The following is a 17867-nucleotide window of genomic DNA, read 5'->3' as shown; positions in this document are numbered from 1 at the left end:
GGCCGACCGCTGCACCCATTCGACGGACAGAGACCCGTACTGAATTGACGTTTCATCAGGATGGGCTAGCGACTGCGGGCCCGGTCTCGGACTGACTTCCGAAGACCGTGAGTGAGGACCGGGTACAGACCAGTCGGCCCTCCTGCGGATAGGCGTGCCAGGTCCGCCAGTGCACCCGGCGTTCGTCGCCGTTGGCGACCAGCGCGGTGAAGGCGCTCGGGTCCCCCGGGAAGACCCCGGCCAGCGCGCTCGGGTGGCCCTCGACCAGGGCCAGCAGCTCCTGCGCGCGGGCGGCGAAGACGTGCGGGGGCAGCTCCTCGATCCGGGCGGCGAACTCGTACTCCCAGCCGCCGACCTGTTCGGCCACCCGGGCGGGCAGGGGGGTGCGGCGGCCGGGCAGGCAGGCCACCGTCTCCAGGCACTCGCCCGGACCGGCCGCCAGGATCACCTGATGGGAGGCGCCGAGCAGTCGCAGTTGCAGTGTCCCGCCGGAGAGCCGGCCGGTGCCGAGGCGGTCGAGTCTCAGGTCGCGCACCGCGAGCGCGGGCAGCGGACTGCCGCCCAGGCACCAGGCCAGGTCACCGGCCCGGGTGTCCGTGTAGGAGGTCTGCAGTGTGGTGAGCATGCTGGGCTCCGCGTTTCAGCTCCGTGCGCGCCCGCCGTCAGCATCCGGCCCGGCACGGTGGCGGGGCTGTTCGGGGCTGTGCGGTCCTTGGCGCGGCCGACCGTGGAAGGAAGGATTCCGGCTGGAGATTCAGCAGCAGAGAAGCACGAATTCTCCGGGTCCGTCAGGGATTTACCCAGCTTTGCCCGGCATTCACCGATTCGATGGCAGTCTCCGTCTGGGTGTGATCACACCGGTGCATGAGTCTGTCCGGCGTGCGCCCCCACCACCGGGGCGTGCGCCGTGCACCACCGTTGTGCGCCGGGGTGCGTACGCCCCCTCAGTCGGCCGCCCGCCGCCCAGGGTCCGCACGCGGCGGGCTGACGCCCCGGTCAGAGCCGCCCGAGCCGGGCCACCGCCTCGGCCAGCACGTCGTCCCGCTTGCAGAACGCCCAGCGGACCTGGCTGCGCCCGGCCTCGGTGTTGTCGTAGAACACCACGTTCGGGATCGCCACCACCCCGCAGCGCTCTGGCAGCTTGCGGCAGAACTCCAGGCCGTCGGTCTCGCCGAGCGGGGTGATGTCGGTGGTGATGAAGTACGTGCCATCCGGCCGGTACACGTCGAAGCCGGCCGCCGCCAGGCCCTCGGCCAGCAGGTCCCGTTTGCGCAGGTGGTCGGCCCGCAGCGTGTCGAAGTAGCCGTCGGGCAGCCGCAGCGCGTCGGCGACGGCGTACTGGAACGGCCCCGCGCTGACGAAGGTCAGGTACTGCTTGGCGGTCCGCACGGCGGCCACCAGCTCGGGGGTGCCGGTCACCCAGCCGACCTTCCAGCCGGTGAAGGAGAAGGTCTTCCCGGCCGAGGAGATCGAGACGGTCCGCTCGCGCATGCCGGGGAGGGCGGCCAGCGGGCGGTGCGCTCCGGCGAACACCAGGTGCTCGTACACCTCATCGGTGATCACCAACAGGTCGTGCTCACAGGCGAGTTCGGCGATGCCGCGGAGCTCGTCCGGGGTGAGGACGGTGCCGGTGGGGTTGTGCGGGGTGTTGATCAGCAGCAGCCTGGTGCGCGGGGTGATCAGGGTGCGCAGCTCGTCCAGGTCGGGGCGGAAGCCCGGGGCCCGCAGGGTGAGCGGCACCCGGGCCGCGCCGGCCATCGCGATGCAGGCCGCGTAGGAGTCGTAGAACGGCTCCAGCGCGATCACCTCGTCGCCCGGCTCCAGCAGCGCCAGCAGGGCGGCGGCGATCGCCTCGGTCGCCCCGGCGGTGATCAGCACCTCGCGGTCCGGGTCGTACGACAGCCCGTACCAGCGCTGTTGATGCTCCGTCACCGCGGCCCGCAGTTCCGGGATGCCGGGGCCGGGCGGGTACTGGTTGCCCCGGCCGTCCAGCACGGCCCGGGCGGCCGCCTCGGCGATCTCGCGCGGCCCGTCGGTGTCGGGGAAGCCCTGCCCCAGGTTGATCGAACCGGTGGCGACGGCCAGCGCGGACATCTCCGCGAAGATCGTCGAACCCATGCCTTCGAGCCGGCGGTTCAGCAGCGGCCTCGTACCCATCCCGGCTCCTCCAGGTCGATCGTCGGACGCGGAACGGCCCGCCCCCTCGGTGGGAGCGGGCCGTGCCGTGCGGGTCAGTTCTCGTCGGTGGCGGCGGTGCCGTCGTCGCCGTCCTCGCCCTCGATCTCCTTCTGGAGGCCCAGGCGCTCGACGATCCACTGCTCGAAACCGACCGCGGCCTGGGTCCAGTTGGCGGTGGTGGTGACGAAGTACTCCAGGTTCACGCCGGTGCCGACGATCATCTGGGACTCACCGATGAGGCGGACCACGCCGTCCTCGTGGGTGTGGGTGTAGACCTTCGGCCAGAGGGTCTCGCGGTTCCACTCGTCGATCAGGTCAAGGATCTCGGCCTTGTCCTCGAGCGGGTAGGACCGGTCGTAGAAGGCACGGACCGCGAAGAGCTCCTTCTGCTCGCCACGGAACATGTAGTAGACGCGGAAACCGTCCCACGGCGCGGTGAGGTCGCCCTCGTCGTCCACGACGTGCTTCAGCTGCATCTGGTCCAGCAGCTGGGTGACCAGCGCCTGGTCCGGCACCACGATCGGCGGCGGGCCTGCCGGGCCCGGCTGACCTCCCGGCTGGCCGCCCTGGGGGGCGCCGAACGAGGGGATGGACGACGGGTCGATGCTCATCAGGGGGTCCTCTTCTCAGTGCACAAGGGTGGCTGGCAATGAGGGGCCGCCCTTCCATGCACCATCCTGCCTCATTCGCGGCCCGGGACACAGGGGGCACCCGGGCCGCGTGGCAAGGTCAGTGCTTGGTGAGCGAGGCGATCGGCTGCTCGGCCCGGACGGTCAGCCCGTCGGCGTCCCCGTCCCGCTCCACCAGCACCGTGTCACCGTCGTGGACCTGCCCGGACAGGATCGCCCGGGCGAGCTGGTCCCCGATCGCGGACTGCACCAGCCGACGCAGCGGCCGGGCGCCGTACGCCGGGTCGTACCCGGTCAGGGCGAGCCAGTCGCGGGCCGCCGGCGTGACGTCCAGGGTGAGCCTGCGGTCCCGCAGCCGGTCGGCCAGCAGGCCGACCTGGAGGTCGACGATCCGGCTCAGCTCGGCGGTGCCGAGCGGCTCGAAGACCACGATGTCGTCCAGCCGGTTCAGGAACTCGGGCTTGAAGGCGGACCGGACGGTGTCCAGCACCAGCTGCTTCTTGGTCTCCTCCGGGGTGGTCGGGTCCACCAGGTACTGCGAGCCGAGGTTGGAGGTGAGGATCAGGATCGCGTTCCTGAAGTCCACCGTGCGGCCCTGGCCGTCCGTGAGGCGGCCGTCGTCGAGCACCTGGAGCAGCACGTCGAAGACCTCGGGGTGGGCCTTCTCCACCTCGTCCAGCAGCACCACGCTGTACGGGCGGCGGCGGACCGCCTCGGTGAGCTGGCCGCCCTCCTCGTAGCCGACGTAGCCGGGCGGGGCACCGACCAGCCGGGAGACCGAGTGCTTCTCGCCGTACTCGCTCATGTCGATCCGGACCATGGCGCGCTCGTCGTCGAAGAGGAAGTCGGCCAGCGCCTTGGCGAGTTCGGTCTTGCCGACGCCGGTCGGGCCGAGGAAGAGGAACGAGCCGGTCGGCCGGTCCGGGTCGGCGATGCCGGAGCGGGTCCGCCGGACGGCGTCCGAGACCGCCGCCACCGCCTCCTGCTGGCCGATCAGGCGGCGGCCCAACTCCTCCTCCATCCGCAGGAGTTTGGCGCTCTCACCCTCCAGCAGGCGGCCGGCCGGGATGCCCGTCCAGGAGGCGACCACGTCGGCCACGTCGTCCGGGCCGACCTCCTCCTTGACCATCGACTCGCTGGCGCCCCCAGTGGAATCGACCGGAGTCTGGGCGCGCTCCTGGGCCTCGGCGAGCTCCCGCTCGGCGGCCGGGACCTCGGCGTACATCAGCTTGGACGCGCGCTCGAAGTCGCCGTCCCGCTGGGCGCGTTCGAGCGCGCCGTGCAGGTCGTCCAGGCGCTCCTTGAGCTCGCCGACCCGGTTGAGCGACTTCTTCTCCTGCTCCCAGCGGGCGTTGAGCGAGCTCAACTGCTCCTGTCGGTCGGCCAGATCGCGGCGCAGCCGCTCCAGCCGGTCCACCGAGGCCGGGTCGGACTCCTTCTCCAACGCCAGCTCCTCCATCCGCAACCGGTCTACGGCGCGCTGGAGTTCGTCGATCTCGACCGGGGAGGAGTCGATCTCCATCCGGAGCCGGGAAGCCGCCTCGTCCACCAGGTCGATCGCCTTGTCGGGCAGGAACCGGGCAGTGATGTAGCGGTTGGACAGGGTGGCGGCGGCGACCAGGGCGGCGTCCGAGATCTGCACCTTGTGGTGCGCCTCGTACCGGCCCTTGAGGCCGCGCAGGATGGCGATGGTGTCCTCGACGCTCGGCTCGCCGACCAGTACCTGCTGGAAGCGGCGCTCCAGCGCCGGGTCCTTCTCGATCCGCTCGCGGTACTCGTCCAGCGTGGTGGCGCCGACCATCCGCAGCTCGCCGCGGGCCAGCATCGGCTTGAGCATGTTGCCCGCGTCCATCGAGGAGTCGCCGCCGGCGCCCGCGCCGACCATGGTGTGCAGCTCGTCGATGAAGGTGATCACCTGGCCGTCACTGGACTTGATGTCGTTCAGCACGGCCTTCAACCGCTCCTCGAACTCACCGCGGTACTTGGCCCCGGCGACCATCGCGGAGAGGTCCAGCGAGACCAGCCGCTTGCCGCGCAGCGACACCGGCACGTCGCCCGCCACGATCCGCTGGGCCAGGCCCTCGACCACGGCGGTCTTGCCGACGCCGGGCTCGCCGATCAGCACCGGGTTGTTCTTTGTCCGGCGGGAGAGCACCTGGATCACCCGGCGGATCTCCTGGTCGCGGCCGATCACCGGGTCGAGCTTGCCGTCCCGGGCGGCCTGGGTGAGGTCGGTGCCGTACTTCTCCAGCGCCTTGTAGGTGCCCTCGGGATCGGCCGAGGTGACCTTGGCGCTGCCCCGGACGTCCTTGAAGGCGGCCAGCAGGGTCTTGGGGGTGGCGCCGTGCTGCTTGAGCAGGTCGGCCACCTGCCCGCCCTCGGCGGCCAGGCCGACCAGCAGGTGCTCCGTGGAGAGGTACTGGTCGTCCAGGTCATCGGCGCGCTTGCCGGCCTCGGTCAGCACGGCCATGGTGTCCCGGGCCAGCTGCGGGGCCGAGACGGTGGAGCCCTGCGCGCTGGGCAGGGTGGCGAGCTGTCGCCGGGCGGCGGCGAGCACGGCGGACACGTCCGCGCCGACCGCTTCGAGCAGCGGACGGGCGATGCCCTCGGGCTGCTCCAGCAGGGCCAGCAGGATGTGCACCGGCTTGACGTCCGGGTTGCCTGCGGCGCTGGCCTGTCGGATCGCGGCGGACAAGGCGTCCTGGGTCTTGCTGGTGAACTTGCTGGCGTCCACGGCGGGCGGTCTCCTCTGTGACAGACGGACTGTTCGACAAGTTGAGTCTACCGCGCTCAACTTTGAAACGAGCGGTCTTTTCAGCGTTTCCGGGTCAGGCCGAGCAGTTCCCTGGCCGGGCCGGCCGGACGGTGGCCGATCGGCCAGACCGCGCGCAGCGGCCTGGCCAGGTCCACCCCCTCCAGCGGGACGGCGACCAGGCGACGGGTGGCCAGCTCCTCGGTGACCGCCAGCTCGCTCAGGCAGACCGGCCCGGCGCCGGTCATCGCGGCCGCCTTCAACGCGGTCGAGGAGGCGAGCTCCAGCCGGGGCGTCGCCGCTCCGCCGTACGGGGCGAGCGCCTGCTCCAGCACCTCACGGGTGCCGGACCCCGGCTCGCGCAGCACCAGCGGGATGGCGGCCAGCTCGACGCCGGTCAGCGGCGTACGGCGGCGGGCCCAGGGGTGGTTCGGCGCGACCACCACCACCAGCCGGTCGGCCGCCACCACCGCGCCGCCGAGCCCGGGCGGGGTGGTCGGGCCCTCCACGAAGCCGAGGTCCGCGTCGCCGGCCAGGACGTGGGCGGCGACGTCCGAGGAATTGGCGGTCCGCAGGGTGACCGAGGTGTCGGGGCTGACCTGGTGGAGCGCCAGCAGCCAGCCAGGCATCAGGTACTCGGCCACGGTCAGGCTGGCCACCACGGTCAGCCGGGCGTCCCTGCGCTCGCGCAGGGCGTCGATCCCGGCGTCCAGCGCCTGCGCCGCCTCCACCACGTTGCGGGCCCACTCCACCACCACCCGGCCGGTCTCGGTCGGCCGCGAGCCGCGCGGCGAGCGCTCCAGCAGCGGTACCCCGATCTGCCGCTCCATGCCCTTGATCCGGGCGCTGGCGGCGGGCTGGCTGACGCCCAGTTCGGCCGCCGCCCGGCCGACGCTGCCCAGTCTGGCCACCGCGAGCAGCAGTTCCAGGGCGCCGAGCTCGGGGACACGCGAAGAGAGGGGCATAGGGCCAGGCTATGTGCTCATAGGGCGGCCCGCGCTACCGGATGATCGTTCCGGGCGGCACCGTGGAGGCATGGCCACCCTCACCGCAACCCGTACCGCCGCTTACAGCCTCGACCTGGGCCGGCTCGGCCCGAACTGGTACGCCGCCGTGATGGGCACCGCGATCGTGGCGAACGGCGCCGCCGCCCTCCCGGTCCGGGTACCCGGGCTGATCGGGTTCGGCGAGGCGGTCTGGGGACTGTCCCTCCTCGCGCTGGCGGCGCTGGTGGCCGGCCGTGCCGTGCACCTCACCCGGCACCGCGCCACCGCCCGCGAGCAGCTGCTCGACGAGCCCGCCACCGCGGTCTTCTACGGCTGCCCGCCGATGGCCATGATCGCGGTCGGCTACGGCACCCTGGTGCTCGGCTCCCGGCTGATCGGCACCCCGGCCGCGGTCGCGATCGACCTGGTGCTGTGGACCGTCGGCACCCTGTACGCCCTGCTGGTGGCCGCCGGCATCCCGTACCTGATGATCACCCGGCACCGGGTCTCCGCCCTCAAGGCCAACCCCACCTGGCTGCTGCCGGTGGTCGCCCCGATGGTCGCCTCCGCGCTCGGCCCCGCCCTGATCCCGCACCTGCCCGCCGCCCTCGGGAGCAGCATGCTGTACGGCTGCTACGCGCTGTTCGGCGCCAGCCTGCTCGGCACCCTGCTGGTGCTGCCGGTGGTGTTCGCCGGCCTGGTGCACAGCAAGCTGCCCGCGCTGGTGCTGACCCCCTCGCTGTTCCTGGTGCTCGGCCCGCTCGGCCAGTCCACCACCGCCGTCAACCAGCTGGCCGACGCCGCCAGGTCGGTGGCCCCCGCGCTGGCCGGGGCCGCCCTCGGGTTCGCCGTCCTGTTCGGCGTCGCCATGACCGGCTTCGGGGTGCTCTGGCTCGCCGTCGCGGTCACCGCCAACCTGCGGGCGTTGCGGGCCGAGATGCCGTTCGCGATGACATGGTGGGCCTTCACCTTCCCGGTCGGCACCATGGTCACCGGCACCGCCGGGCTGGCCAGGCACACCGGCTTCGACGGCTTCACCGGCCTGGCCGCCGCGCTCTACCTGCTGCTGGTCGCCGCCTGGGGGGTCGCCCTGACCCGGACCGTGAGCGGTCTGCTGGACGGCAGGCTGCTCGGCCGGGTGAGCCCCGCCTGACGGCCCGTCCGCCGGGCCCGGCTGCAGGTTCCTGCACTTGCGGGAACCTGCAGCCGGGCGCCCCTTGTCCACCGGCTGCCCCGCTGTGAGGGTGGAACCACGCCGAGGTCGTCCGGGCAACCGCAGCCCGCGAACGGCGACTTGCTCCGCTACGGGGGCGTCCCGGCACGTCCGCGTGCCGGTGCGACGAAGTGGAGCGCCGGACGGACCGCCATGTGTGGTGATGGCCCCGGTCCGGAGCCGGCGAGGCGTTGCTGCTCCGCCTCGCTGGAAGCGCCTCGACCCGGCGTGAGATCGACGGGTTCCCCGGGCCTCAGGGCTCCGGGGGACGCGTCGGGTCACCCCTGGGATCATGGGCGGGACGGACCATGGGTGAGCGACGGCAGGGAGGTGCACCGCACGTGGCCTCCACCGAGGAACTCCCCGACGAGACCGCCCGCGCGCTCTACCTGTCGATCCTGTCCGGTGGCGGCCGGCTGCCGTTCGCCGCCCTGCCCGACAGCGACCGTGCCGCCCTCGACCAGCTGGTCCGCTCCGGGCTGGTGCAGCCCGATGCCCTCGACCGGAGCTACCTGGCCGTCAGCCCGCGTTCGGTCGGCGAGCGGCTCTGCACCGAGCTGCGCTCGACCGCGACCAGGCTGCTGCTCCGGGCGGAGGAACTGCCCGGCGAACTCAGTGGACTCACCCGGGCGTACGAGTCCACCCCGCGCGGCGCCCTGGAGCCCACCCCGCCCAGCTACGTCGACGGCCGGCCCGAGATCCGGCAGCGGATCGCCGAACTGCTCTCGGAGTGCCGGACCGAACTGCTCGCCGCCCACCCGGGCCCCCGGCACCCGGAGGCCCTCGCGGCGGCCCGGCCGCAGGACCTGGCCCTGCGCCGGCGCGGCATCCGGCTGTGCACCCTCTACCAGCCCGGCGCGTTGGCCGAGCCCGCCACGGTCGAGTACGCCGTCGCGCTCTCCGGGCCGGGCTCGGAGCTGCGGATCCTGGACGAGTGCTTTCAGCGGATGCTGATCATCGACCGCGCGGTGGCCGTCGTGCCCGCCTCCCCTGACGACCCCGGCCGGGCCGCCTTCATCTCCGACCCCTCGGCGGTCGCCTTCCTGGTCGCCGTCCATCAGCGGGACTGGAACCGGGCCGAGACCGTCGACTGGACCCGCCTCGGCGACGAGTCGCCGCTCCAGGCCGCCGCTCACCGGGTCGGCCGGATGCTCGCGGGCGGCCTGACCCAGCGCGCGGTCGCCACCCGGCTCGGTCTGAGCGAGCGCACGGTGGCCGGACACATCGCCCGGCTGCGCGGGCAGTATCGCGCGCAGACCCTGTTCCAACTCGGCTGGCGGATGCGCGGAGTGCGACGTGACTGAGGTACGGCTGCCGGAGGAGGCAGAACGCGCGCTCTACCTGGAGGTCCTCGCGCAAGGCGGCCGGATCACGCTCGAGACGGCGGCCGGGGCCGACCAGGACGCGCTGGCCGGGCTGCTCGCCAACGGCCTGCTGGTCAGCAGCGCGCGGGGCCTCGGCTACACCGCCGTCAACCCGCGCGCCGTCGGCGCCCGGATCAGCGCCGACCTGCGCTCGGCCGGCACCAGAATGCTGGTCGAGGCCGAGGAGCTCCCCAGTCTGCTCGATGAGTTGACAGCGGTGTACGAGAGCACGCCGCGCCGCTCGGTCCGCTCCAGCGTGGTCCGGCACGTGCACGAGACCGCCGACATCGTCCAGCGGATGCGGGAGTTGGAGGCCGACGCCCGGGAGGAGATTCTGTTGGCCCAGCCCGGCGGCCCGCTGCCGCCCGCCCAGCTCGACCGCGGGGTGGCCAGGGCGCACACCTTCGCCGCCCGGGGCGGTACCGTCCGGGCACTCTACGAACCCTGCGTCCGGACCGACCAGCCGACCGTGCGCTACGCCATCGCTATCGGCGAACTCGGCATGCGGGTAAGGGTGTTGGGGGAGCCATTCAAACGTGCGATGATCTTCGACCGGACCGTCGCGGTGGTCCCGGCCGCCGCCGACCACAGCAGTGCCGCGTTCGTGGAGGACCCGGCCGTGGTCGCCTTCCTGGTCGGCGGCTTCGAGCGCGACTGGGCCCGCGCCGAACGCGTCAGGTGGAGCGACGCCGACGCCTGCGCGGACGAACGCCCGGTGGACGAGCAGATCGGCCGCCTGCTCGCGGCCGGCCTGACCCAGCGCACCATCGCCTCCCGGCTCGGCCTCAGCGAACGCACCGTCGCCGGGCACATCTCCCGGCTCCGTGAACTCCACGAGGCCGAGACGCTGTTCCAGCTCGGCTGGCTGCTCCGCGGCGGCCGCGATGCCTGACCTGCCGCTGCCCGGCGCGGTCGAACGCGCCCTCTACGCCGAGGTGTTGGCCCAGGGCGGCCGGGTCCTGTTCCGTGACGTCGCTGCCCAGGACGCCGGGACGGTGCTGCGACTGCTCGAACTCGGCCTGCTGGTTCACCACACGCGGGACGCCATGCTGACCGCCGTCAACCCGCGCACCGTTGCCGAGCAGCGCGGTGCCGAACTCCGTTCGGCGGGCGTCCGAGCGCTCCGGCAGGCCGATGAAGTGCCGGACGTGCTGGGTGAGTTGACCCGCGCCTACGACGCGGTGCCGCGCCGGATCGAGAGCACCAGCACGGTGCTGCACATCGCGGACATGGAGCAGATTCGGTCCAGGATCGTCCAGCTCGACGTGGACCGCAGGGACGAACTGCTGGCCGCGCACCCCGGCGGGGCCAGGCCGATGGACCAGGTCAGGGTGGGGATGGACCGGACCCGCCGCTTCGTGCAGGGCGGCGGGGTGCTGCACGTGCTGTACCAGGGGGCCGCCAGGGCGGACGGTCCGACGGCGGAGTACGCGGCGACGGTGAGCGAGTGGGGTGCGCGGGTACGCGTCCTGGACGAGCCGTTCAGCCGCATCCTGATCTACGACCGGACGACGGCCGTCATCTCGGCGTCCGCCGACCACACGCGGGCCGCCATCGTGGAGGACCCGGCCGTGGTGTCGTTCCTGGTCAGCGGCTTCGAGCGGGACTGGGAGCGGGCCGAACGAGTGCCGTGGCAGGCAGTCGGCGACCAGGTGCACGAGCAGGTCGGCCGGATGCTCACCCAGGGGCTGACCCAGCGGATGATCGCCAGCCGGCTCGGCCTGAGCGAGCGCACCGTGGCCGGGCACATCGCCCGGCTGCGCGAACTCCACGACGCCGAGACGCTGTTCCAGCTCGGCTGGCAGATGCGTGGGGCGGAGGACGTCCCGGCGGGCTGACCGCCCCACCATCCGCTCAGCCGGTGGCGACGCCGGGCGCCCAGTAGCCGAAACCGGAGACCGGCGGCTCCTGGCGCGGGTTCGGGAAGGCCTCGGTCGGTGCGGTCCAGAAGCCCTCGCGGAGCGAGAGGGCCATGCCGGCCCAGTCCAGCGCGGTCTCCACGGTGTGCCGCAGGGCGTCCTGCGACCAGGTGTCGTCGAAGACCAGCGGCAGCACCGGAGCGACCTGCTCGATGGTGGCGATCAGCGGGTTGTGGGTGATCGCCTCGTCCACCAGGAGCACCACCGGCTTGCGCAGCGAGGAGGCCCAGCCGAGCTCGAGCGCGACGCCGGCGGAGAGCGGCGCACCGACGTAGGCGAAGACCAGGTCCGCGGTCTGCAGCGCCCGGAAGTCGGAGGGCACCCGCGGCTCCGGCGCGCGGCCGGCCACCGTCCAGGCGTCGCTGTGGTGCGCGCTGTAGACGGCGGCGCCGCTCTTCAGCAGCGTGGAGCGCAGGGTGGTCAGCCTGGTCCGGCTGGCCAGTGTCACCACACTGTCGGCCGGCCCGGTCAGCCGCATGAGCGGCGCGGCCAGGAAGACCCGAGCGCGCCGACCCTCGGGGGTCGGAACGGCGCGGTTGCGCAGGTAGGGCTCACTCATGACGACTCCGCAAGAAAGGCTGACCGGGGACTGCCGAATCCCAGCGGGCAGTGTGTGTGGTTATCGAGAATGCTGCTGTGCATTCGTTCAGGACAGAACAATATGACCGTGTTCATGCCAGTTTGTGGCGCCCCCGCTGCCATCCCTCGCCGATGAGGTTGAGGGTGCACTGATCGTCGCCGGAACGGCCGACTGTCGTCCACTGCCACGCGGTGGCATCTCTGTGCCTGGCAGAGAGATGACGCACTTGGCCACCACCCCTCCGGTGACAGCTCGCGGACTATCCGGCATTATGTGGGGCGATGTTCGAATTGGTGGAACGTGCTGCTGGAGCAGTTCCGTCGACAAGGAGAGCCTGATGTCCTCTGTACGCCGAATTGTTGGCTTCGTTCTGGTCCCGCTGGCAGTTGGCGTGGCGGTGTTGGCCGGGACGGGTACGGCGTCCGCGGACACCATCTGGAACACCTCGCGGGCGGCTGCCATGTCCCCGGACGCGCCGGTCGCGACCGTCTCGCTGACCAAGGCCTCGCTGCTTGACGACACGATCTGGAACTGATCCGGCTGCCGCTTCCACCGGGAAGCGGCGGGCCGGCTCGGCCGGCAGCCGGTCAGTCGATCACGGTCGGCTCGTCGGCCGCGCCGTGCGTCGAGCGGGCCAGCACGAAGCCGAGTTGGAACAGCGACTCCACGTGGTAGTCCTCCCGCATCTCGGCGAGATGCCGGGCAAGAGTGCGCTCGCTGATTCCGAGTCGGCGGGCGATCACTCGGTGATTCACGCCTTCGAGCAGTAGGTCGATGATCGTCTGCCGCATCCGGGAGACCACCTGCGGCGGAACCGCGCGCGCACCGTCGAAGTCCAGCCCTCGGCTCCAGTTGCGCTCGAATACCTCTTCCAGCACGTAACTGATGACGGCCTGGTCGTGAATGAACGCGGCCAGGTTCAGATCATCGGCCACCGGGATGATCGCGGTGCGCCGATCGATGATGATCAATCGGGTGTACGGCTCGTCCAGGGTCCGCACCATTCCGCCGGCCTGGGTGATGGCCGCGACGTAGTCCCTGGTCGGTGCGTGATACCGGGTGCTGGGGTGATAGATCGTACGGAGCACAACGCCCCGGCGGAGCCTTTCCAGATCCCGGTCGATGATTCCGGCCAGCGCCTCCGAAGGGCGCGGTCCGCCCGGCTGCGCGGCGAGGATCTCCTCCGCGGCGGCGGACACCAGCTGCTGGACCCGCTGGTTGATGAGCACCTTGCCGCGGATGTACTCGATCGTCCCGCCCTCCTGCTCGGGGGCGGTGTGGTAAGCCTCTGCCAGGTCGTGCAGGTCGCCCGGCAGGGCGGCGGCCCGTATCAGCAGGTCCAGCGCCTTCCGCTGCCAGCTCGCGGTCAGGCCCTCGGAGAGCTGTCGCGGATCGACGGCCACCAGAACGCCCGGCTCGTCGGTGTCGGGGACCAGCAGCCCGATCCTGAGCAGTTCGTCCAGCGGAGCCCCGTCGGCGGGCCCCCGGTCGCCGTCCGCGAGGCGCCCGTCTGCGTCCAGGACCGAGCGGTAGAGTGCGCGCGCCTCCGGGGACAGCATGCCCGGTCCACCTGAGGTGATACCGGGTTCAGCCGTCTCACTCATCTTGTGGCTCCTTGGTCGGCTCAGGCATTCTGCGTCAGGGCCGGAACCCTTGGACGGGATCTTAGGCGGCATATGTCCCGGACGGCCCCGCCTTTCGCCGCTGCTGTGGAACTCGCCGCGATTTCGAACTCTCCCACCAACAGCAAGCCGCCGGCTCCCCCCTGACGACGGGAAAGCCGGCGGCTTGTTTTCGGGCGGGCGTCAGCGCTTCGGCCGCCAGACCACCAGCGCGCTGGACTGCTGCACCTGCTGGTACGGCACCAGGTCGCGCCGGTAGGAGGCGTGCACCGCCGCCTCCCGCTGCTGGAGGGCCGAGGCGGCGCCCTCCAGGGAGTCGGCGAGCTCGCCGATCCGGGACTGCAGGGCGAGGACCTGGTTCTCCAGCTCGATGATCCGCTTGATGCCGGCCAGGTTGATGCCCTCGTCCTGGGACAGCCGCTGGACCTCGCGGAGCTGCTGGATGTCGCGGGCGGAGTACCGGCGGCCGCGGCCCGCCGTGCGGTCGGGACAGACCAGGCCGAGCCGGTCGTACTGGCGGAGCGTCTGCGGGTGCAGGCCGGAGAGCTCGGCGGCGACCGAGATCACGTAGACCGGGGTGTCCTCGGTCAGGACGTAGTGGGTCGCGGCCTGGCGCGGGCGGCCCAGCCGTGGGCCGCCGGGGAGGCCCTCGCCCAGGCCGGGACCCGGGCCGATCGGGTTGTCGGGGGTCATCGGGTCATCACGCTCCCTCTGCCGCCTTGAAGAGGGCGGCTCGCGGGTCGTCCGAGGCGGTGGCCTCGCGGTACTGCTCCAGGGCCTCCAGGGCTTCGCCCTCGAGGTGCTTGGGGACCACGACCTCCACGGTGACCAGCAGGTCGCCGCGGGTGCCGTCGGTGCGGGTGGCGCCCTTGCCGCGGGCCCGCATGGTCAGCCCGTTGGCGCTCCCGGCCGGGAGCTTGAGCTTGACCGGTGGTCCGTTCAGCGTCGGCACCTCGATGGTGCCGCCCAGCGCGGCTTCCGGGAAGGTGATCGGCACGGTGACGGTCAGGTTGTCGGCCTTCCGGCCGAACACCGGGTGGGCGTCGACGTGCACGGTGACGTAGAGGTCACCGGGATGGCCGCCGCGCTCGCCCTGGGCGCCCTTGCCCTTGAGCCTGATCCGCTGCCCGTCCTGCACCCCGGCCGGGATCCGGACCTGCATGGTGCGGGCGGAGGAGGCCCGGCCGCTGCCGTGGCAGACCGTGCAGGGGTCGTCGACCAGCATGCCGCGGCCCTTGCAGTCGCGGCAGGGCTCGGACAGCGCGAAGGCGCCCTGGCCCCGGCTGACCGTGCCGGCCCCGACGCAGGTCGGACAGACCCGGGGGGTGGTGCCGGCCTTGGCCCCGGTGCCCGCGCAGACCCGGCAGGGGGCCTGGCTGGTCATCCGGAGCGGGACGGTGGCACCGTCCACCGCCTCCTCGAAGGCGAGCGTCACCTCGGTCTCGACGTCGGCGCCCCGGCGCGGCTGCGGCTGCCGCCCGCCCCGGTTGAACAGGCCGCCGAAGATGTCGCCGACCCCGCCACCGCCCTGCGGGCTGTTGCCGAACAGGTCGCCGAAGTCGAAGCTGCCGCCCTGCGGGCCGCCGGCCCGGTAGCCGCCGTTGCCGAACAGCGTGCGGGCCTCGTCGTACTCCTTGCGGCGCTTGTCGTCCGACAGGACGTCGTACGCCTCGGAGATGTCCTTGAACCGGTCCTCCGCCTTGACGTCACCCTTGTTGGCGTCGGGGTGGAACTCGCGGGCGAGCTTCCGGTAGGTCTTCTTGATCTCGGCGGTGGTGGCGTCCTTGGGCACACCGAGGACTTTGTAGTAGTCCTTCTCCACGTAGTCCTTCGCGCTCATGGCTGCTGCCACCTCCCGGCGTCGTTCGCTGTTGCTCGTACGGAGACGGCGCTGCGGAGCCGTCCGCCGTCCAGGACGACGGACGGCTCCGCAGCGCTCGTTCGGTCAGCTCTCCGGGGCACCGTCGGCCTTGTCGGAGTCCGACGAGTCGGCATCCGGCGCGGCAGTGCTCTGGGTCCCCGGCTGGGGCTCCGCGACGGCGACCATGGCCGGACGGATGATCCGCTCACCGATCCGGTAACCCGGCTGGAGGATCTGCACGCAGGTGTCCTCGGTGACGTCCGAGGAGTAGCTGTGCATCAGCGCCTCGTGCAGCGTCGGGTCGAAGGGCTCGCCCTCCTTGCCGAACTGCTGAAGGCCCAGCTTGGCGACCACGGTCTCCAGGTTGTCGGAGACCGACTTGAAGCCACCGGTGACCTCGCCGTGCTCGCGGGCCCGGCCGATGTCGTCCAGCACCGGGATCAGGGCCTCCAGGATGTTGGAGACCGCGATCTCACGAACCGTCAGACGATCCCGCTCGACCCGCTTGCGGTAGTTCTGGTACTCGGCCTGGAGACGCTGGAGGTCACCGGTGCGCTCGGCCAACTCCCGCTTGGCAGCGGAGAGTTCGTCGGCACCCGCACCCGCGACGGCCTCCTCGGCGGCCTTCAGCACGGCTTCCTCGGCGGCGGAGTCGTCGCCGGGCTCGCCGCCCTGCGGCTTCTCCGTCATGCCGCACCACCCTTGGGCTTCTCGTCGTCGACGATCTCGGCGTCGACCACGTCGTCGTCCTTGGCGGCACCGGCGGCGTCACCGGCCGGGGCGGCACCCGCGGCGTCGTTCTGCGCGTACAGCGCGGCGCCGAGCTTCTGGGCGGTGGTGGACACCTTCTCGGTGGCCTCGCGGATGGCCGCGATGTCCTCGCCCTTCAGGGCCTCCTTGAGCTCGCCGATCGCGGTCTCGACCTCGGTCCTGACGTCCTCGGGGAGCTTCTCGGTGTTGTCCGCGATGAACTTCTCGGTCGAGTAGACCAGCTGCTCGCCCTGGTTGCGGGTCTCCACGGCCTCGCGGCGCTTGTGGTCCTCCTCCGCGTACTGCTCGGCCTCGCGCATCATCCGCTCGATGTCGTCCTTCGGCAGCGCGGAGCCGCCGGTGACGGTCATCCGCTGCTCCTTGCCGGTGCCCAGGTCCTTGGCACCGACGTGCATGATGCCGTTGGCGTCGATGTCGAAGGTGACCTCGATCTGGGGCAGGCCACGCGGGGCCGGCGGCAGGCCGGTCAGCTCGAACATGCCGAGCTTCTTGTTGTACGCCGCGATCTCGCGCTCGCCCTGGTAGACCTGGATCTGCACGGACGGCTGGTTGTCCTCGGCCGTGGTGAAGATCTCGGAGCGCTTGGTCGGGATCGTGGTGTTGCGCTCGATCAGCTTGGTCATGATGCCGCCCTTGGTCTCGATGCCCAGGGACAGCGGGGTGACGTCGAGCAGCAGGACGTCCTTGACCTCGCCCTTCAGGACACCGGCCTGCAGCGCGGCGCCGATGGCGACGACCTCGTCCGGGTTGACGCCCTTGTTGGCGTCCTGACCGCCGGTCAGCTCCTTGACGAGCTCCGCGACGGCGGGCATCCGGGTGGAGCCACCGACCAGGACCACGTGGTCGATCTCGGACAGCGCGATGCCGGCGTCCTTGATGACGTTGTGGAACGGGGTCTTGCAGCGCTCCAGCAGGTCGGCGGTCAGCTGCTGGAACTGCGCCCGGGTGAGCTTCTCGTCCAGGTGCAGCGGGCCCTCGGCCGACGCGGTGATGTAGGGCAGGTTGATCGAGGTCTCGGAGGACGAGGACAGCTCGATCTTCGCCTTCTCGGCGGCCTCGCGCAGGCGCTGGAGCGCCATCTTGTCCTTGGAGAGGTCCACGCCGTGACCGGACTGGAAGACCTTGACCAGGTGGTCGACGACCTTCTGGTCCCAGTCGTCACCACCGAGGTGGTTGTCACCGTTGGTGGCCTTCACCTCGACGACCCCGTCGCCGATCTCCAGCAGCGAGACGTCGAAGGTGCCGCCGCCGAGGTCGAAGACCAGGATGGTCTGGTCGTCCTTGTCGAGGCCGTAGGCCAGCGCGGCGGCGGTCGGCTCGTTGACGATGCGCAGGACGTTGAGGCCCGCGATCTCACCGGCCTCCTTGGTCGCCTGGCGCTCGGAGTCGGAGAAGTACGCCGGGACGGTGATGACCGCGTCGGTCACCGTCTCGCCCAGGTACGCCTCGGCGTCGCGCTTCAGCTTCTGCAGGATGAAGGCGCTGATCTGCTGGGGGTTGAAGTCCTTGCCGTCCAGGTTGATCTTCCACCCGGTGCCCATGTGGCGCTTGACCGAGCGGATGGTGCGGTCCACGTTGGTGACCGCCTGGCGCTTGGCGACCTCGCCGACCAGGATCTCGCCGTTCTTGGCGAAGGCGACGACGGACGGCGTGGTCCGGGCGCCCTCGGCGTTGGTGATGACGGTGGGCTCACCGCCTTCGAGAACGCTGACGACCGAGTTCGTCGTGCCGAGGTCGATGCCGACCGCGCGTGCCATCGTTGGTACCTCCATGAAGAAGTTGAGCTTTACAGGCTCAAGGATGCACGACCCGATCGTGTGCGTCAACAGCCCTGAGCCAGGGGCGCTCAACTTTGCTGCGCACGCGTCGGCAGGACTGCGCCGTAAGGGTGAGTCTGTCCTTAGTGACTGCCGCCATACCTTGAGCGTCTTCTGAACGGGTGTTGGCGCGCGGTAGTCTCCGGCGCGTCACCCCTGAAAGTTACTGATGAGT

General features: G+C 71.4%; 16 protein-coding genes. 5 read left to right on the top strand and 11 right to left on the bottom strand.

Annotation, left to right across the window (positions count from 1 at the left end; all coding sequences use genetic code 11):
* Window positions 1-55 precede the first annotated feature (55 nt).
* From ACKUU6_RS15365 to ACKUU6_RS15345, 5 genes are all read right to left on the bottom strand, one after another.
* Window positions 56-625 carry a DUF2617 family protein gene (locus ACKUU6_RS15365; RefSeq protein ID WP_407989105.1) on the bottom strand — a complete coding sequence of 190 codons (570 nt, stop codon included), beginning with the start codon at window positions 623-625 and terminating at the stop codon, window positions 56-58.
* Window positions 626-996: 371 nt separating this feature from the next.
* Window positions 997-2157, bottom strand: coding sequence for a pyridoxal phosphate-dependent aminotransferase (locus ACKUU6_RS15360; RefSeq protein ID WP_407989104.1), 1161 nt, complete (start codon window positions 2155-2157; stop codon window positions 997-999).
* Window positions 2158-2231: 74 nt separating this feature from the next.
* Window positions 2232-2789 (bottom strand): YbjN domain-containing protein, encoded by a 558-nt coding sequence (locus ACKUU6_RS15355; RefSeq protein WP_407989103.1) that lies wholly within the window; start codon window positions 2787-2789, stop codon window positions 2232-2234.
* A 118-nt stretch (window positions 2790-2907) separates the two neighbouring features.
* Entirely contained in the window at window positions 2908-5541 is a 2634-nt protein-coding gene (gene clpB, locus ACKUU6_RS15350) for an ATP-dependent chaperone ClpB (RefSeq protein WP_407989102.1), read from the bottom strand.
* A gap of 80 nt (window positions 5542-5621) precedes the next feature.
* Window positions 5622-6524 carry a LysR family transcriptional regulator gene (locus tag ACKUU6_RS15345; RefSeq protein ID WP_407989101.1) on the bottom strand — a complete coding sequence of 301 codons (903 nt, stop codon included), beginning with the start codon at window positions 6522-6524 and terminating at the stop codon, window positions 5622-5624.
* Between the two features lie 70 nt (window positions 6525-6594).
* Here ACKUU6_RS15345 and ACKUU6_RS15340 point away from each other — a divergent pair, with 70 nt between their 5' ends.
* The 4 genes from ACKUU6_RS15340 (at window position 6595) to ACKUU6_RS15325 (ending at window position 10960) form a co-directional block, all read left to right on the top strand.
* A complete protein-coding gene (locus ACKUU6_RS15340; RefSeq protein ID WP_407989100.1) occupies window positions 6595-7698 on the top strand; it encodes a TDT family transporter in 1104 nt (367 codons plus the stop codon).
* Window positions 7699-8099: 401 nt separating this feature from the next.
* Window positions 8100-9062, top strand: coding sequence for a LuxR family transcriptional regulator (locus ACKUU6_RS15335; protein WP_407989099.1), 963 nt, complete (start codon window positions 8100-8102; stop codon window positions 9060-9062).
* On the top strand, window positions 9055-10014 hold the full coding sequence (locus ACKUU6_RS15330; RefSeq protein WP_407989098.1) for a LuxR C-terminal-related transcriptional regulator: 960 nt from the start codon (window positions 9055-9057) through the stop codon (window positions 10012-10014). The genes ACKUU6_RS15335 and ACKUU6_RS15330 overlap by 8 nt, the downstream gene beginning before the upstream one ends.
* Complete coding sequence (locus ACKUU6_RS15325; RefSeq protein WP_407989097.1) at window positions 10007-10960, top strand: LuxR C-terminal-related transcriptional regulator; 954 nt, start codon at window positions 10007-10009, stop codon at window positions 10958-10960. Before ACKUU6_RS15330 ends, ACKUU6_RS15325 begins: the two co-directional genes overlap by 8 nt.
* Before the next feature lie 16 nt (window positions 10961-10976).
* On the opposite strand, the gene ACKUU6_RS15320 is transcribed toward ACKUU6_RS15325, so the two are convergent.
* Window positions 10977-11600: a hypothetical protein gene (locus tag ACKUU6_RS15320; protein WP_407989095.1), complete on the bottom strand. Its 624-nt coding sequence runs from the start codon at window positions 11598-11600 to the stop codon at window positions 10977-10979.
* A gap of 358 nt (window positions 11601-11958) precedes the next feature.
* Between ACKUU6_RS15320 and ACKUU6_RS15315 the strand changes: the two genes are divergently transcribed.
* Entirely contained in the window at window positions 11959-12156 is a 198-nt protein-coding gene (locus ACKUU6_RS15315; RefSeq protein WP_407989094.1) for a hypothetical protein, read from the top strand.
* Between the two features lie 52 nt (window positions 12157-12208).
* On the opposite strand, the gene ACKUU6_RS15310 is transcribed toward ACKUU6_RS15315, so the two are convergent.
* The 5 genes from ACKUU6_RS15310 to dnaK form a co-directional block, all read right to left on the bottom strand.
* Complete coding sequence (locus tag ACKUU6_RS15310; protein ID WP_407989093.1) at window positions 12209-13225, bottom strand: TrmB family transcriptional regulator; 1017 nt, start codon at window positions 13223-13225, stop codon at window positions 12209-12211.
* Between the two features lie 201 nt (window positions 13226-13426).
* Entirely contained in the window at window positions 13427-13936 is a 510-nt protein-coding gene (locus ACKUU6_RS15305; protein WP_407989092.1) for a heat shock protein transcriptional repressor HspR, read from the bottom strand.
* Between the two features lie 7 nt (window positions 13937-13943).
* The gene (gene dnaJ / locus ACKUU6_RS15300) at window positions 13944-15083 is read right to left on the bottom strand and encodes a molecular chaperone DnaJ (RefSeq protein ID WP_407989090.1); all 1140 of its coding nucleotides are present in this window, start codon (window positions 15081-15083) and stop codon (window positions 13944-13946) included.
* A gap of 105 nt (window positions 15084-15188) precedes the next feature.
* Window positions 15189-15794, bottom strand: a complete 606-nt coding sequence (gene grpE / locus ACKUU6_RS15295) for a nucleotide exchange factor GrpE (RefSeq protein WP_407989089.1) — start codon at window positions 15792-15794, stop codon at window positions 15189-15191.
* A complete protein-coding gene (dnaK, locus tag ACKUU6_RS15290) occupies window positions 15791-17632 on the bottom strand; it encodes a molecular chaperone DnaK (protein ID WP_407989088.1) in 1842 nt (613 codons plus the stop codon). Before dnaK ends, grpE begins: the two co-directional genes overlap by 4 nt.
* Window positions 17633-17867: the final 235 nt, after the last annotated feature.

Origin of the sequence: Kitasatospora sp. CMC57, from assembly GCF_045866025.2 — a bacterium.
Lineage (GTDB): Bacteria > Actinomycetota > Actinomycetes > Streptomycetales > Streptomycetaceae > Kitasatospora.
The sequence above is the reverse complement of the archived record's forward strand: the minus strand, read 5'-3'. Positions and strand labels throughout refer to the sequence as shown.

Bases quoted from the DNA above. Each gene is read 5' to 3' on its own strand.
- dnaK (WP_407989088.1), bottom strand. From the start codon at position 17,632: ATGGCACGCGCGGTCGGCATCGACCTCGGCACGACGAACTCGGTCGTC.
- ACKUU6_RS15340 (WP_407989100.1), top strand. From the start codon at position 6,595: ATGGCCACCCTCACCGCAACCCGTACCGCCGCTTACAGCCTCGACCTG.
- ACKUU6_RS15325 (WP_407989097.1), top strand. From the start codon at position 10,007: ATGCCTGACCTGCCGCTGCCCGGCGCGGTCGAACGCGCCCTCTACGCC.
- ACKUU6_RS15315 (WP_407989094.1), top strand. From the start codon at position 11,959: ATGTCCTCTGTACGCCGAATTGTTGGCTTCGTTCTGGTCCCGCTGGCA.
- ACKUU6_RS15365 (WP_407989105.1), bottom strand. From the start codon at position 625: ATGCTCACCACACTGCAGACCTCCTACACGGACACCCGGGCCGGTGAC.
- dnaJ (WP_407989090.1), bottom strand. From the start codon at position 15,083: ATGAGCGCGAAGGACTACGTGGAGAAGGACTACTACAAAGTCCTCGGT.
- ACKUU6_RS15310 (WP_407989093.1), bottom strand. From the start codon at position 13,225: ATGAGTGAGACGGCTGAACCCGGTATCACCTCAGGTGGACCGGGCATG.
- grpE (WP_407989089.1), bottom strand. From the start codon at position 15,794: ATGACGGAGAAGCCGCAGGGCGGCGAGCCCGGCGACGACTCCGCCGCC.
- ACKUU6_RS15305 (WP_407989092.1), bottom strand. From the start codon at position 13,936: ATGACCCCCGACAACCCGATCGGCCCGGGTCCCGGCCTGGGCGAGGGC.
- ACKUU6_RS15320 (WP_407989095.1), bottom strand. From the start codon at position 11,600: ATGAGTGAGCCCTACCTGCGCAACCGCGCCGTTCCGACCCCCGAGGGT.
- ACKUU6_RS15355 (WP_407989103.1), bottom strand. From the start codon at position 2,789: ATGAGCATCGACCCGTCGTCCATCCCCTCGTTCGGCGCCCCCCAGGGC.
- ACKUU6_RS15345 (WP_407989101.1), bottom strand. From the start codon at position 6,524: ATGCCCCTCTCTTCGCGTGTCCCCGAGCTCGGCGCCCTGGAACTGCTG.
- ACKUU6_RS15360 (WP_407989104.1), bottom strand. From the start codon at position 2,157: ATGGGTACGAGGCCGCTGCTGAACCGCCGGCTCGAAGGCATGGGTTCG.